We start from the raw sequence: 14,628 nt of genomic DNA on the forward strand, positions 1-14,628 counted from the left end.
GCCAGCAAGCCCGCCTCCATGACCGGCACCCCTCTACTTGAGTTCACCCCTCTGACAGAGGGCGTGCTGATCAAGCGCTACAAACGCTTTCTGGCTGACGTGGAACTCACGGATGGCTCAGTAGTCACAGCTCATTGTGCCAACACCGGACCGATGACCGGTGTGCTCCACCCTGGAGGACGAGTGAGGATGCGCTATGCCCCTTCCCCCAAGCGCAAATTGGCCTGGACCTGGGAACAGGCGGAAGTGCCGAGCGCTGATGGAACTTCCTGCTGGGTCGGAATCAACACAGCTCTCCCCAATCGGCTGATCAGAGCAGCCATTGAGGCCGGTCACCTCAATTTTGCGCTGGGACCCATCGGCGCGATCCGTGCTGAGGTGCCCTACGGAGCGAACCGCCGCAGCCGCATTGATCTACTGCTCACTCCGGAACAGGGGGCCTCTGACCAACGCCCGATCTACCTGGAGGTAAAAAACACCACCTGGTGCGACGGGCCGATGGCTCTGTTCCCCGACACAGTGACCGAACGGGGACAAAAACACCTGCAGGAGCTGATGGGCGTACTTCCTGATGCACGTGGAGTGCTGGTGCCCTGCCTGAGCCGCCCCGATGTGTCGTACTTCGCCCCTGGAGATAGTGCTGATCCACGCTATGGCGAACTGTTCCGGGAGGCCTCAAAAGCAGGTGTTGAGGTGTTGCCCTGTGCCTTCAGCTTCCAGATCGACCGAATTCTTTGGGAAGGCCAACGGCCAGTCAAGCCAAGCCAATCAGTAATTCGGTAGCAACGGCGACGCGAAGAATGTTCATCGTTGAGCAATTTGTGGGCGAGTGATGGTCTGTTACAAGACCGTCCAACTTGCAGTTTCGCTTTCTTTCCATGACAACTGCTCTGCATCCGCCATCGCGGCGGCGCAAAGCGCGCCTCCAAGAGGCAAGCCTGATCGAAGGACCAATGCTTCTCCTTCAGAGCATTCGGGGCTTCAAATCCAACCGCGCGATGCTTTGGTTGGCTTGTGCACCCTTAGCCCTCTTTGGCTTAGGAATTTTCAATCTTTCTGCCCATGCGCAGGAGCTGCCTGAACTGAATGCAGCTTTCCTAGCGAATAATCTCTGGCTTTTGGTCGCGACCATCCTCGTGATCTTCATGAATGCCGGCTTCGCCATGGTCGAAGCAGGCATGTGCCGTCAAAAAAATGCGGTCAATATCCTCGCCAAAAACCTGTTTGTCTTCGCTCTGGCAGTGACGGCTTACTGGGTCATCGGTTATTCGCTGATGTACGGCGGATCCGTCATTGATGGTTGGCTCTACTTCAAAGGTCTGTTCTTTGATCCTGCAGTCACCGCTGAAACCATCAGCGAGGGAGGCCTTGTCCCCACCGTCGACTTCCTTTTCCAGGCAGCCTTTGCTGGTACAGCTGCAACCATCGTTTCCGGACTGGTCGCAGAGCGCGTGAAGTTTGGTGAGTTCGTTGTTTTCTCCCTCGTTCTAACTGCCTTCATCTACCCAATTTCTGGCAGCTGGGAATGGAATGGTGGCTGGTTGAACAGCGTTGGAAACAAGGAATTCATTGATTTCGCAGGTTCGTCAATTGTTCACTCCGTTGGCGCCTGGGCCGGCCTGGTTGGAGCGATACTGCTCGGACCCAGGATCGGAAAGTTTGTGAACGGCCAAACTCAGGCTGTTCCCGGCCACAACATGTCGATTGCCACCCTCGGTGCTCTGATCCTCTGGATCGGCTGGTACGGCTTCAATCCTGGCTCCCAGCTGGCGATGGACCAATGGGTTCCCTACGTGGCCGTAACAACAACGCTCGCGGCAGCTGGTGGAGCTATTGGAGCAACAATCATCTCCACGATGACTTCCGGCAAGCCGGACCTGACAATGATCATCAATGGCATTCTTGCCGGCCTTGTCAGCATCACTGCTGGATGCGGCAATCTGACCTTGGTGGGTTCCTGGGTTGCAGGTCTGATTGGTGGCGTCATTGTTGTCTTCTCTGTTGCAGCTCTTGACGCGTCTGGAATCGACGATCCAGTCGGAGCCTTCTCAGTCCACGGCGTTTGTGGTGTCTGGGGAACACTCGTGGTCGGTCTCTGGGGTTTTGACATCCAAGGCGATGGGTCCCCTCTGGGCCTGTTCGTGGGTGGTGGCATCGAACAACTCGGCATTCAGGCCCTTGGATGCGCGGCTTACGCCATCTGGGCTCTGGTGACTTGCTGGATCGCCTGGAGCGTGATTGGTGCCCTGTTCGGCGGCATCCGCGTCACCGAGGAAGAGGAAATCAATGGCCTCGATATCGGTGAACACGGCATGGAGGCGTATCCCGATTTCGCCTCTGCTGGTAACTGAAGTCCTAATCAAGGACGTAGAACCCCGGCCCACAGGGACCGGGGTTTTTTCTTGGTTTACTCAGCACAGCTGATCGGCAAGAGACAGCTCCCTCCCACAGCCCATAGAGTCATACCACTGTCGCAGCGGCCATGGATACCCACGCCTTCAAGCGCTCTCTTCATAATTCCGACCGCTACAACCGTCGTGGCTTCGGACGCGCTGATGAGGTGGCTGGAAGTCTGGAGCAGGCCTATCAGAGCAGCCTGATTGGATCCATCCGTGAAAACGGTTATCAACTCAGCCATGGACGCCTGAACGTTCGACTTGCTGAAGCCTTTGGTTTCTGCTGGGGAGTGGAGCGCGCCGTTGCGATGGCTTACGAAACGCGCAAGCACTATCCAAGTGAGCGCTTGTGGATCACCAATGAGATCATCCATAACCCTTCAGTGAACGATCATCTACGCAAGATGAATGTCCATTTCATCCCTGTAGACCAGGGGGTGAAGGATTTCTCGGGTGTGGAATATGGCGACGTAGTGATTCTTCCTGCCTTCGGGGCCACCGTGCAGGAAATGCAATTACTCAATGATCGTGGCTGCCACATTGTTGACACCACATGCCCATGGGTTTCCAAAGTTTGGAACACAGTGGAAAAGCACAAAAAACATGTGTTCACATCGATTATTCACGGGAAGGTGAAACATGAAGAAACCCTGGCCACCAGTTCCTTTGCAGGCACTTATCTCGTGCTACTGGATCTAGAGGAGGCTCAGTTTGTCGCGGATTACATCCTCGGCAATGGTGATCGAGACAGCTTTATGACACGTTTTGCCAATGCTTGCTCTCCAGGCTTCGACCCGGACCGCGACTTGGAGCGTGTCGGTGTCGCCAACCAGACCACCATGCTTAAAAGCGAAACAGAGGAGATCGGCCGGCTGTTCGAACGCACGATGCTGAGCAAGTTCGGCCCCATGCAATTGAACGAACATTTTCTGGCGTTCAACACCATCTGCGACGCAACCCAGGAGAGACAGGACGCGATGTTCTCACTGGTCGACGAACCGCTTGATCTCATGGTCGTGATTGGTGGGTACAACTCCTCCAACACCACCCACCTTCAGGAAATTGCCATTAGTCGTGGCATTCGTTCATTCCATATCGACACACCGGAACGGATCAGTGAAGACAACAGCATTGAGCACAAACCACTTGGCGAGGATTTAACCCGTGACACGAACTTTTTGCCCAGCGGACCGATCACTGTTGGCATCACGTCCGGAGCTTCAACACCAGATCGCGTAGTGGAGCACGTGATTCAGCGCATGATCGCCATCAGCGACGCAGATTGATCGCCGCGAAGCTTTACATTGATTCAGCACAGCAATTCCCCTGATCAGAGCTCGTCCGTCCTGATCTTGTCGAGACCATCCGACGAAGCGCTGCGTCACTGCGAGGACGTGAACGAACAGGTGCGGTGCTATCGCAGCCACTTCAGTGATCGCATGGAGATGCGGGCGGATCCCGACACGATTGCAACTTATCTTGATCAACATCAAGGTTGGTTCCACAGGTGTGCTTCACCCATGGAGGTCGAAGCTCTCGATCCCCAGGCCTACGCGCTGACTCTCGGACGCTTTGGAAATTTCGGCTTTGAAGTGGAGCCGACGATCGGCCTACGACTCCTCCCTCGCCAAGCAAAGAGCTACGCGATCGAAACCGTCACCCTTCCAGATCACGATCCAACTTTGGCAAAGCTCTACGACGTTGATTTCCAAGCCAATTTAATTCTGGTGGACCTCCCTGAGAACAGCGTGGAGCATGATCACAGCTGGGTCAGTTGGACACTTGATTTAACGGTGTGGATTGCACTTCCCCGAGTGATCACCATGCTCCCCAATGGCCTGGTTCAATCCAGTGGCGACCACCTGCTGCGCCAGATCGTGCGCCAGATTTCACGCAGACTGACCTGGAAAGTTCAGGAGGATTTCCACGCAAGCCATGCACTGGCATGCCCTCCACGACGGAGGGCGGCTTTCTGACAGTTGCTCGAAGATCGGAATCAGCCGCAGACAGAAACTGCTCAGATAATGTTTGCCGCATGCTTGAAACTTGGATCCAAAGCTTGCAACGTGGAAACACAGGCTGAAGGGCATAAATCCTAAAAAACTGGTCAATCTTCGACTTCAACGATCAGATGTGATCACAGGCTGAGCGGCTCAAGCCGCCAAAACAAGCAATGTCATCAATGGCCTAGATCAATCCAGAAAATCCTTAGCGCAGTCCATCAGATTTGTTGCAAGATGTGAGGATGGCCATATGTTATCTTTTTTACTTCTCGGCCAATCAGCAATGGCATTGTCAGGGTTTGAGATTGCCGTAGGCGGCATCGCTTCAATTCCAGTGCTGGGCGGCCTGGTTTTGATCGGATACAAAGTTTTCGGCGAAAAAAATCTTGACACATCGAAGCTGAAACCCAAAAAACCAGCAGCCGCTGAGAAGAAAGCCGCTCCTGCTGCTGAGAAGAAAGCTGCTCCCGCCGCTGACAAGAAAGCTCCACCCGCCGCCGGCAAAAAAGCCGCTCCTGCTGCTGCCAAGAAAGCTGCTCCCGCCGCTGATCAAAAAGCCGCTCCTACTGCTGACAAGAAAGCTCCACCCGCCGCTGATCAAAAAGCCACTCCTGCTGCTGACAAGAAAGCTGCTCCCGCCACTGATCAAAAAGCCGCTCCTACTGCTGACAAGAAAACTCCATCCGCCGCTGATCAAAAAGCCGCTTCCACAGAGAGCTAAACGCTGTTTATTCAGCCCATCTCAATTAAAAATCAATCCATCAAGACAATGACTTGAGTTAATGGTGGTTGCCTACAAATAGATATCGGGCTCATCAGGAATGATACAATCTTCCGCAATTTAAATGTGATCATTAGACTACACAACTGACAAAAAAGATGCATGAATCAATTCATTGACGACTACAGTTAAAGAGCAATGATTAACAATCATGGGTGACTGGAGTCAGCAGCTCCTGAAGCTGAATTTCCAAAAAGAAAAAAAAGCTGACGGCTCGATCTCTTATACGCTTACCCCTGGACATCGGCGAGACTCTTATTGGACAAAAATCACCGTGAAACAAATTGGCACTCCTACTCCTGATGCATGGCAAGTGACCTGCGCAAGATCAGAGATTCGAATCGGCCTATGGAAAATTCATAATACAACCCAAGATATCAGCGTCGTTGTTCACACAAGTGTTCAAAAAATGATCGAAGATATTAATTACCAAACGAGACTTAAGCCAAGCTTTTTATCAAAGATCAGCAACTGAACTGATCTCGTTCGAGCTTCTATTGATCAACAACATCTTGATTGAATCATTGCATTCAACTTGGAACAGGCCATCACAGGATACCGATAAGCTCTGGCTAAGGCCTTGAGAAATACTGGTCATACCCAATGAACTGATGCATGTCGATCAATGAACAACGCAAAATCCAACGTGAGACCAACTCTCAATCCAGATGAGATCGATAACGCCATTAGCCAGGCTGATCTGAGCGAGATTGAAGGCGAAATCATTGAATACATACGATATATCGGGGTTTTCAATGAACTCAGCTTGAAAAAGGCATTGTCCATGCCATCCAAGCCGCCTGCTTTATATCGATTGTGCAAAGCATGCGAAAAAATTGGCAGTCAACTCCCTGATCAATTCAAAATGATGATGACTTGGTCAGAAGACCAAAGCGACGACAACATCGCCTGGCAAGGAAATTTAGTTTGTGCAATCGCATACACATGCGACGGCACTAAATTACAACCCGAAAACAAAACCTCGCTGTATCACACTTTTGCAGTACATAAAGAATTATTCAACGGACTAGAAGCTGATTGAAGGGCATCCCGCAACAGGATTTGGACGTATAGTAAGTGACAATAGATTGTTAAATACTATTTGATCAATGCCTCAGGGCGAGAAAAAATAGAGTTGATAGGTTTCTCTATGAAATTTACGATTGTCTTTGCATCAGCAACCGGTCATACGGAAGACATCGCCGAGAGGCTCGACCAGCTCCTTCCCGATTCTGAACTCAAAGAGCTCAGTGATTTTCAGGACATCAAGGACATTGAAGCCTGTGAGGCACTGATCTGTTGCACTCCAACCTGGAATACCGGGTCAGACGTCAAAAGGTCAGGAACCGTTTGGGATGAGCACATTGAGCAGATCCCGACCCTCAATTGCTCAGGAAAACCTGTGGCCATCGTTGGCCTTGGAGATTCAGCAGCTTTTAGTAAATTTTTCTGTGACGCGATGGAAGAGCTTTACACAGCCTTTCAGAAAGCTGGTGGCAATTTGATTGGACATGTGTCAGGTGAAGACTATATTTTCGATGATTCAAAAAGCATGATCAACGGGATGTTTTGCGGGCTCCCGATTGACGAAGACAATGAGTCAGAAAAAACGCAAGATCGTTTAGAAGCCTGGTGCAAAACAATTTTAGAAGAGTCAAAATTATAATATCTCACATATCAATCAAAAAACAGGCAAGTATTTATATTATTCCGCTCACGCTTCAAGACCCTACATTTATTGATTCAAGAAATATACAGAGATTAATCAGTTTGCTTATTCTGAAAAGACATACAATTCACTGGAAGTCCAGCGATGATACTCACTAATACAGGGGTCATAACCATGGCAACGATCAGAAGTCCTATCGGTTGTGGAGTTGATTCTCGCGTCGCCTGGAGCAAAGCGAGAACGCAACTGCTCACATACAACAGCGATATCAAAAAGGGCTTTAGCACCTGAACATTGTTTCAATGACAAAATATTCTATGACAGCCAGGTCAGAATCTGAGATGGCGCCAATCTTAAATCCTTAACGAACAATTGCCAGGCCCGGTGAATGGCACAACCAATGTCGACTTCGAGATCAGGGGCGAAAGTTAACTTTAATAAAGCCAGCGGAACTACACGCAGGCCGCCATCAAAAGTGCTTTCAGCTCAATCACTTTGGAGAGATTAAAGCAGCGAATTACTCCTTCAGCCATAAAGAATGGACAACTTTAAAGCGAAGCATTGGCGAAGATTGATTAGTTTAAATCGGCCAATGGTTGAACCGAATTGGGATTATTTCATCAACGCTCCACTGGATCAAGGAACCATTCGATTTGAAACGAAAACAGAGAGAGCCCTCCACGCCAGAGTTGTGGCAGCAGAAGCCAACTGGATGCAATACAAAACCTGCGAGCAACTCAGCGCGTACTGGTCCGCCAAGCGTGATCTCGATGCGTTTCGAGAAGGTCGAGCACAAGCAAAACAGGAGTGAGCCTGTTCAGAAGCAGCGCTCAAGGCAGCCCACAAAACTCCCAACTCCCTTGCAAGCGAAAAAGAATTCGGTGGTTAATGCAATATAAGTAACTCAGCTGAATAGCATAAGCTACATTCCCCGGTTATTGTATAATCAAACAATTATTTTCACAGGCTTCGATGTATCAAGACTTCACAGCAATTGCGATCTTGCTCTTAACGGCAATTCCCGTTTTAGCAGTCGCCGCAACTGTGTTCTTTTACGTTAGAAGTAACGACAGAAAAACTCCTCTGACCAGGGAAGATTTTTATCGTTAATACAGTCAAGTTCGCTCAATTGCTTTAGCGGTTGAGCCATATTCTGTTCATAATTTGCATTCCACTGACTGCTTGCCAAAGAAACAAACTGAGCATTCCCATGTTCAGCCCCACATGGACTTTTCGTGCCAATAGGTTTCCACGCTGCATCAAAGGTGAAAGAGATGAGGCTGCAGCGATCATTCCGGTCATGACCAGACCAACCACCAAGTGCGGGCCAACGAACAGCTTGCCGTTGTTCAGATAGGTGACTGCCATACCACCAAGTGTTCCAAACACCATGACGGCCATCAAACCGCTGCCCCAGAGGTAGTGTCTCTGGGCAAATTTTCCAGGGATCAAGGCCTTGCGCTGCTCGGATGTCCCCGTACGCACTTTCTTGGCCTTGATGCCGAGGTACGTCGCGTAAGCACCCGCAGCCAGCAACAGCCACATCATCAGCGGATGAAGGAAGTTGAGACCAAAAGACAGGTCCGTCGGCATCAAAAATCACACGATTGAACGAAGGCTAAAACTGCAGCCCCCAACTCGTGGAGTCCTGCGCCCTCTTGACGATCAGTGCAGGAAGTGACGGCGTCCTGTCAGAAGCATTGACAAGCCGAGTTCATTGCAAGCCTGAATGGAATCCCCATCACGTTTGCTGCCACCTGGATGGATCACAGCCGTAATTCCATGGTCGGCAGCAAGGCGGACCGTGTCGTCGAAAGGAAAAAAGCCATCGCTGGCCAGCACAGCACCACGGCTGCGATCACCGGCGGCCTCCAGGGCGATCTGCGCCGAACCCACCCTATTCATCTGGCCAGCTCCCACGCCGAGGCTCTGGCCTTCCCTAGCAACGACGATCGCATTGGAGCGAACGTGGCGCACTAACTGCCAGGCGAAACAGAGATCTTCACGTTCGCTCGCGGTGGGAACTCGCTCGGTTGCCACGGTCCAATCATCCGGCGTCACGCGCTGGTCATCAAGATCCTGCACGAGAACTCCACCAAGAATGCTGCGCACATGGTCCTGACCGGCGGCGTCAATGGAATCCGGAGACAGTTCAAGCAAGCGCAAATTGGCTTTGGCAGCGAGGATCTCCCGCGCTTCAGGTGCAAACCCTGGTGCAACGACACATTCCAGGAAGAGGCTCGTGAGTTCACGTGCAGCCGTTGCATCAACACAACCGTTCAGGGCCACGATGCCTCCAAAAGCGCTGACGCGATCTGCATCCAAAGCCCGACTCAGTGCGGCAGCAGTGCCATCACCGATCGCCACCCCGCAAGGGTTGGTGTGTTTCACCACAACCGCTGCAGCGCGACTGGCGGGGTGGCTGCCATTGGTGCCATAGCCGAATTCTCGGACCGTTGCCAAAGCAGCCTCTAGGTCCAACAGGTTATTAGTGCTGAGCTCTTTGCCTTGCAACTGAATGGCTCCGCCCCAGCCTGCCTTGGCAGCGCTGTACCAACTGGCGTGTTGATGGGGATTTTCTCCGTATCGCAAGCGTTGACGCAACGGCAAAGCCTCGAGCCAGGGGAGATCTGCCTCCGTTGGATCAGCTGTGCTCACCTCTGGTCTGGCCTGCATCCATCGGGTGATCGCGGCGTCGTAAGCCGCCGTATGAGCGAAAGCTTCCACGGCAAGCTCACGTCGCACTGCATCCGTTAGTGCTCCCCCCGACGCATCCAGCGCAGCCAAAAAACGGTCGTACTGATTCGGAGCGGTCAGCACTGCAACATGCGCGTGGTTCTTGGCTGCGGACCGCACCATCGTCGGACCGCCGATATCAATGTTCTCGATTGCGGTGTCCCAGCTCACCGTGGGGTCAGCAACCGTTTCTCGAAATGGATACAGATTGACGACAACAACATCGATGGGTGCGATCTCCTGAGCGATCAGATCGGCTTCATGGCTGGCATCGCCACGCCGGGCAAGGATGCCGCCGTGAATGCGGGGGTGCAGCGTCTTCACCCGTCCGCCAAGAATCTCCGGAGCGCCGGTGTAATCCGCCACAGGAGTGACAGGCAGACCAGCCTGCTTGAGGACCTTGGCTGTCCCACCGCTGGAGAGCAACTGGTAGCCGTAGCGATGATGCAAAGCCTCAGCGAGAGGCACCAGTCCGCGCTTATCGGACACGCTCAGCAGCGCAGTGGGAGCCATGGCAGCAGGACAGGAATGAGACCTTGGGCCAACCTACGCAGCAGCAGGTCAAGCAGCTGATGCCTGATTCAGTGATTCATACCGGTCTGGAACCGGGACACATTCGCCTGGTGCTTCTCCATGGCTGGGGGGCTGATGCAGAGGATTTACTACCCCTCGGCGATGGGCTGGCTGCAGCAGCAACGGTTCCTGCGGAATGCATCGGACTGCAGGCACCCGAACCTCACCCAGGCGGCCAGGGACGTCAGTGGTATGGACTGTTCCCATCTGACTGGCAGGCCGTGCCATCAGCCACGCAACAGTTGCGCCATCGCATTGAAAAACTCGATCTAGAGACCATTCCGCTCTCTAAAACGGTTCTGATCGGTTTCTCCCAGGGTGGGGCCATGGCCCTGCATGTAGGTTGCAACCTGCCACTGGCGGGAGTAATCAGCTGCAGCGGCTACCCCCATCCAGGGTGGCAACCTCCATCGAACCGACCACCTGTGCTGCTGCTACACGGTCGGAATGACGATGTCGTCCCGGCTGCGGCAGCAGAGAAACTGCTTGAACTCCTGGGATCGGGATCCAGTGAATGCAGCTTGAAAACTTTTGCCGGTGGACATTCCATTCCCCTGGCAGCTCAGGAGGCCATGGCTGAATCGATCATGTCCTGGCTGAAATAACTCGGCCAGGACAACATTTCGCCTGATTCAAACGAAGGCGTATTCGTACTCTTCCATCTCTTCCCAGTCGTCGGAAGAAAGCTCCAGGCCTTCGAAGATCACCTCTTCACCAACGCGGTCGACAATGGTGCGCAGCGAAGGGAAGAGAAAGTGATTTTCCTCTGCATACTGAGCACTGAACAGGCCCTTTTCACCCCAGAAGAAACGGTCTGTGGTGTGTTCGTTTCGCCGCACGTTTAGCAACGCTGGAGGTACAAGACAGCCTTCAGCGATGAAGCGGCGGGCCGCTGTCACGGGCTTGTGTTCCCCGGTTTCCAGATGGAACGTGGGCACGTGGGCCAGAACACGCTGACCGGCAAGACGGCGGCGGCTAATCCGCTTGCGCTTCTTAGACATAAGGTTGCCTCCCGCAGACGGGAGCTGAGAGGTGGACGGAAGGGAGCTGTTGGGCTGAGCCGTTGGTTGAGCAATGCCCTGATCGATCCACAAGGGGAGAATTCAGGTCATCAGCGTTCGGACTGCGGAAATCCGGAGAAGGCCGGCTCGCAATAAGACACACTCCATTGCTTACAACGACGAATGTCGACGTCAACAGGGGATTCATCAACCTCTGCTGTAACCTTGGTGGCACGGAAAGTGCAACCTCAATCGGAGCAACGAAGGAGCAAGGCCTCCCAGGGGCCATGCTGTCGGTCGCACCTCCGATCTTAAGACTTTTTCCTAATTTGGCAAGCAGTCCAAATGCGTTACCGCACGACCGTCTGTATTCCGTGATGCAGTTCGGCTGATGCAACTGTCCGATCGGTTCCTCGAGCTAGCGCAGCAGCAGCTGCAGTCTCTGGCGGTCGATACAGCCATGGCGCGTCTTGCCCTGTATGTCACCGATCGTGAACAGGGCTCCACACCGACCCTGACGCTTGTGGCTCAGTGGCCTCTCGACTCAGCTCTGCCACCCGCCATCGCCGAAGACCCCAGCCTGCGCAGCGTGGCCCAGGAACGTCGCTGGTATCCCTTACGGCACGAGAACATGCTTCTGGGCGTGTTGCGTGCTGAGCAACAACCGCTGCCAGGCAGGCCTGTCGACCATGACCCTCGCCTTCAGATCTGCGCGGAAACGCTCGCATGCATTCTCGGCCTTGAACAAGATCGCCGAAAGCTGCATCACCAGCTGGATGAACAGCGCCAGCAACTGAATTTGGTGGTGCACCAGCTACGCAATCCCCTCACAGCTCTGCGCACCTACGCCCAACTTCTGCTGCGTCGCATCGGCCCCGACGATCAGCAGCGCTCATTGGTGGAAAGCCTGATTCAGGAACAGGATCAACTGGATCGTTATCTCCAGTCCCTCGACCGGATCGGCCGGGGCGATCTGAGGTTGGAGGCAGATGCTTCCACACCTCTGTTGCTGCCTCCTGTTCCCGTGGATGCTCCTGACCTAACCGTGGCAGATCTGCTCCATCCTCTGATCCAGAGGGCTTCTGCCACAGCGACCCTGCAAAACAGGCCATGGCATGGCCCTGATCATTGGGCTGCCTGGACCCAGGCCGCTCGCCCGGCCGCCGATGCCGTGGTGGCTGAAATCGTGGCCAATCTGCTGGAAAACGCCTTCCGCTACAGCCCGGCCGGATGCGCACTGGGCCTAAAACTTCTCGACCATGCAATCTGCGTCTGGGACGCAGGCCCCAGCATTCCCGCCACGGAGCATCAGCGCATTTTCCAGCAAGGAGAGCGTGGCAGCAGCAGCATCGATCGCCCAGGCTCTGGACTGGGTCTGTCCCTGGCTCGTCGCTTGGCGGAAAATCGAGGCGGCTCACTGAACCTTCACACCGAACCCACTGCCCTGGATCCGGAATTGCCTGCACAGGGCAATGCCTTTCTGCTCACGCTGCCGGAAACAGAACGGGAGCAAGCAACGCAGCAGCCAGAAGAGTGAACGTTTCGCAGATCATCAAAGTGGCGCCGTAACTGTCGCCGGTATGGCCCCCAAGGCGCCTGCCCAACCACTCAGCCGGAAGCAGAGCTGCCAAGGTCCCCAACAAAGCAATGCCAATCCAAGCAATGAATCGCCGAGGCTGGAGGCCCCACACCAGCAACCCAGTGGCAAGCAACAACAACAGGGTGGGGTTGCCTTCACGCCAACCACACCAGTTGCGGCGGTGGAACGCCGCAGTTCCCGTGTCCTGCTTGCGCAGATAACCGAAGCGCCCCATGGCCCATAGCGGCGAGACCCTCGCCAAGGCCGCTGCAAACACCAGGGCAGCAGGAGCGAACCCACCGAGCTGGACCAAAGCTGAAAACTGGAGCAGCAGCACGATGAACGCCGCTTGTACACCACTGGCGCCGACACGACTGTCATCCATCGCCTCAAGACAACGACTGCTGCCTGCAGCCAGACCGTCGGCCGTGTCCATCAGTCCATCCAGATGGAGACCACCTGTGAGCCAGAGGCCAAGAGCCAATGCGGCAGGAGCGATCGCCACAGATGGCCAGTTCAGAGCACTGAGCAGCAACCAGAGAGCTGCCATCAGCCCGCCGATCACTGCTCCGATCCAGGGAGCAAAGCGGGCAATGCGCTCGAAACGAGGAGTTGGCCATGGCCAGCCGGGCAGCACCGAATAAAACACCCAGGCGCCGGCCAGGTCACGCAACCAAGGGGGAGAGGCAGACCGCAGAGCAGGGCAGATCACGGAGTCCACTCACCGTAGGGTCAGAGGTCGGGCGGAGATGCGCGTGTTCGACTTCAAGATCAGCGCTCACTGTTGCCGCACGGATGCACGCTGCGGAGCGTTCTCGACCCCGCATGGAGTTGTGGATACGCCGCGGTTCATGCCGGTGGGGACCCTGGCCACAGTGAAGGGGGTCAGTGCGGATCAGCTGGCAACCACCGGGGCCCAGATGGTCCTGTCCAACACCTACCACCTGCATCTGCAACCCGGCGAGACGGTCGTGGAGGCCGCAGGCGGACTGCATCGGTTCATGGGCTGGAACGGGCCAATGCTCACCGATTCCGGTGGATTTCAGGTTTTCAGCCTTGGTGATCTCAATCGCATCGATGACCAGGGCGTTGATTTTCGCAATCCACGCAACGGCAATCGCATCCTGCTCACCCCGGAGCGATCGATGGAGATCCAGATGGCACTCGGGGCGGACGTGGCCATGGCCTTCGATCAATGCCCCCCTTATCCGGCAACAGAGAACGATGTGGAGGAGGCCAGTCGTCGAACCCACGCCTGGCTGGAGCGCTGCGTGAGCGCCCATCAGAAGTCCGATCAGGCTCTGTTCGGCATTGTGCAAGGAGGCTGCTTTCCCCACCTGCGTGACGCCAGCGCCCGCGCGGTCGCCAGCTTTGATCTACCGGGAATCGCCATTGGTGGAGTGAGTGTGGGCGAACCCGTGGAAGAGATGCATCGGATCGTGCGCCAGGTCACTCCACTGCTACCGAACGATCGCCCCCGTTATCTGATGGGGATCGGCACCCTGAGGGAAATGAGCGTTGCCGTCGCCAACGGCATCGATCTGTTCGACTGCGTCCTGCCAACACGGCTGGGCCGGCACGGCACAGCTCTTGTCGGTGGTGAACGCTGGAATCTGCGCAACGCCCGTTTCCGGCATGACCACACGCCTCTAGACCCGACCTGTCCGTGTCAGGCCTGCCGGCAGCACAGCCGCTCCTATCTGCACCATCTGATCCGCAGTGATGAGCTGTTAGGGCTGACCCTGCTCAGCCTGCACAACCTCACCCACCTGATCCGCTTCACCACCGCCATAGGGCAGGCGATCAAGGACGGCTGTTTTTCAGAGGATTTCGCTCCCTGGCAAGAGGAGTCCCCGGCTCATCACACGTGGTAGCGTCCGCACACTGACC

At 54.6% G+C, this 14,628-nt stretch carries 16 protein-coding genes; 12 read left to right on the forward strand and 4 right to left on the reverse strand.

The annotated features are described in order from the left end of the window. Nucleotides 1–18 precede the first annotated feature (18 nt). From sfsA to DXY31_RS09365, 9 genes are all read left to right on the forward strand, one after another. Nucleotides 19–783 carry a DNA/RNA nuclease SfsA gene (sfsA, locus tag DXY31_RS09325; RefSeq protein WP_114993506.1) on the forward strand — a complete coding sequence of 255 codons (765 nt, stop codon included), beginning with the start codon at nt 19–21 and terminating at the stop codon, nt 781–783. 95 nt (nt 784–878) lie between these two features. Next, nucleotides 879–2,351, forward strand: coding sequence for an ammonium transporter (locus tag DXY31_RS09330; protein ID WP_114993507.1), 1,473 nt, complete (start codon nt 879–881; stop codon nt 2,349–2,351). Between the two features lie 131 nt (nt 2,352–2,482). Beyond that, nucleotides 2,483–3,682, forward strand: coding sequence for a 4-hydroxy-3-methylbut-2-enyl diphosphate reductase (locus DXY31_RS09335; RefSeq protein WP_114993508.1), 1,200 nt, complete (start codon nt 2,483–2,485; stop codon nt 3,680–3,682). Nucleotides 3,683–3,748: 66 nt separating this feature from the next. Then, nucleotides 3,749–4,372, forward strand: a complete 624-nt coding sequence (locus DXY31_RS09340; RefSeq protein WP_244279674.1) for a DUF1997 domain-containing protein — start codon at nt 3,749–3,751, stop codon at nt 4,370–4,372. Nucleotides 4,373–4,682: 310 nt separating this feature from the next. Further along, nucleotides 4,683–5,120 carry a hypothetical protein gene (locus DXY31_RS09345; RefSeq protein WP_179949439.1) on the forward strand — a complete coding sequence of 146 codons (438 nt, stop codon included), beginning with the start codon at nt 4,683–4,685 and terminating at the stop codon, nt 5,118–5,120. 211 nt (nt 5,121–5,331) lie between these two features. Beyond that, complete coding sequence (locus tag DXY31_RS09350) at nt 5,332–5,655, forward strand: hypothetical protein (RefSeq protein ID WP_114993510.1); 324 nt, start codon at nt 5,332–5,334, stop codon at nt 5,653–5,655. Between the two features lie 150 nt (nt 5,656–5,805). Continuing rightward, the gene (locus DXY31_RS09355; RefSeq protein WP_114993511.1) at nt 5,806–6,222 is read left to right on the forward strand and encodes a hypothetical protein; all 417 of its coding nucleotides are present in this window, start codon (nt 5,806–5,808) and stop codon (nt 6,220–6,222) included. Nucleotides 6,223–6,282: 60 nt separating this feature from the next. Then, entirely contained in the window at nt 6,283–6,846 is a 564-nt protein-coding gene (gene fldA / locus DXY31_RS09360; RefSeq protein ID WP_371639283.1) for a flavodoxin FldA, read from the forward strand. A 595-nt stretch (nt 6,847–7,441) separates the two neighbouring features. Continuing rightward, nucleotides 7,442–7,660, forward strand: coding sequence for a hypothetical protein (locus DXY31_RS09365; RefSeq protein ID WP_114993513.1), 219 nt, complete (start codon nt 7,442–7,444; stop codon nt 7,658–7,660). 323 nt (nt 7,661–7,983) lie between these two features. Here the strand turns inward: DXY31_RS09365 and DXY31_RS09370 are convergent, their stop codons facing one another. Then, nucleotides 7,984–8,442 (reverse strand): DUF4079 domain-containing protein, encoded by a 459-nt coding sequence (locus tag DXY31_RS09370; RefSeq protein ID WP_114993514.1) that lies wholly within the window; start codon nt 8,440–8,442, stop codon nt 7,984–7,986. A gap of 72 nt (nt 8,443–8,514) precedes the next feature. Further along, complete coding sequence (gene purH, locus DXY31_RS09375) at nt 8,515–10,098, reverse strand: bifunctional phosphoribosylaminoimidazolecarboxamide formyltransferase/IMP cyclohydrolase (RefSeq protein ID WP_114993515.1); 1,584 nt, start codon at nt 10,096–10,098, stop codon at nt 8,515–8,517. A gap of 23 nt (nt 10,099–10,121) precedes the next feature. On the opposite strand from purH, the gene DXY31_RS09380 reads away from it, so the two are divergent. Beyond that, nucleotides 10,122–10,763, forward strand: coding sequence for an alpha/beta hydrolase (locus tag DXY31_RS09380; RefSeq protein ID WP_371639286.1), 642 nt, complete (start codon nt 10,122–10,124; stop codon nt 10,761–10,763). Nucleotides 10,764–10,790: 27 nt separating this feature from the next. Here the strand turns inward: DXY31_RS09380 and DXY31_RS09385 are convergent, their stop codons facing one another. Then, nucleotides 10,791–11,159 (reverse strand): DUF3155 domain-containing protein, encoded by a 369-nt coding sequence (locus DXY31_RS09385; protein WP_066905043.1) that lies wholly within the window; start codon nt 11,157–11,159, stop codon nt 10,791–10,793. 391 nt (nt 11,160–11,550) lie between these two features. Between DXY31_RS09385 and DXY31_RS09390 the strand changes: the two genes are divergently transcribed. Continuing rightward, complete coding sequence (locus tag DXY31_RS09390; protein ID WP_114993516.1) at nt 11,551–12,696, forward strand: sensor histidine kinase KdpD; 1,146 nt, start codon at nt 11,551–11,553, stop codon at nt 12,694–12,696. Here the strand turns inward: DXY31_RS09390 and DXY31_RS09395 are convergent. After that, entirely contained in the window at nt 12,644–13,450 is an 807-nt protein-coding gene (locus DXY31_RS09395) for an adenosylcobinamide-GDP ribazoletransferase (RefSeq protein WP_244279676.1), read from the reverse strand. The two genes, DXY31_RS09390 and DXY31_RS09395, sit on opposite strands and share 53 nt — an antisense overlap. A 43-nt stretch (nt 13,451–13,493) precedes the next feature. Here DXY31_RS09395 and tgt point away from each other — a divergent pair, with 43 nt between their 5' ends. Beyond that, nucleotides 13,494–14,612 (forward strand): tRNA guanosine(34) transglycosylase Tgt, encoded by a 1,119-nt coding sequence (tgt, locus tag DXY31_RS09400; protein WP_114993656.1) that lies wholly within the window; start codon nt 13,494–13,496, stop codon nt 14,610–14,612. Nucleotides 14,613–14,628: the final 16 nt, after the last annotated feature.

The sequence above is a fragment of the Synechococcus sp. UW179A genome, from assembly GCF_900473965.1.
Classification (GTDB): domain Bacteria; phylum Cyanobacteriota; class Cyanobacteriia; order PCC-6307; family Cyanobiaceae; genus Synechococcus_C.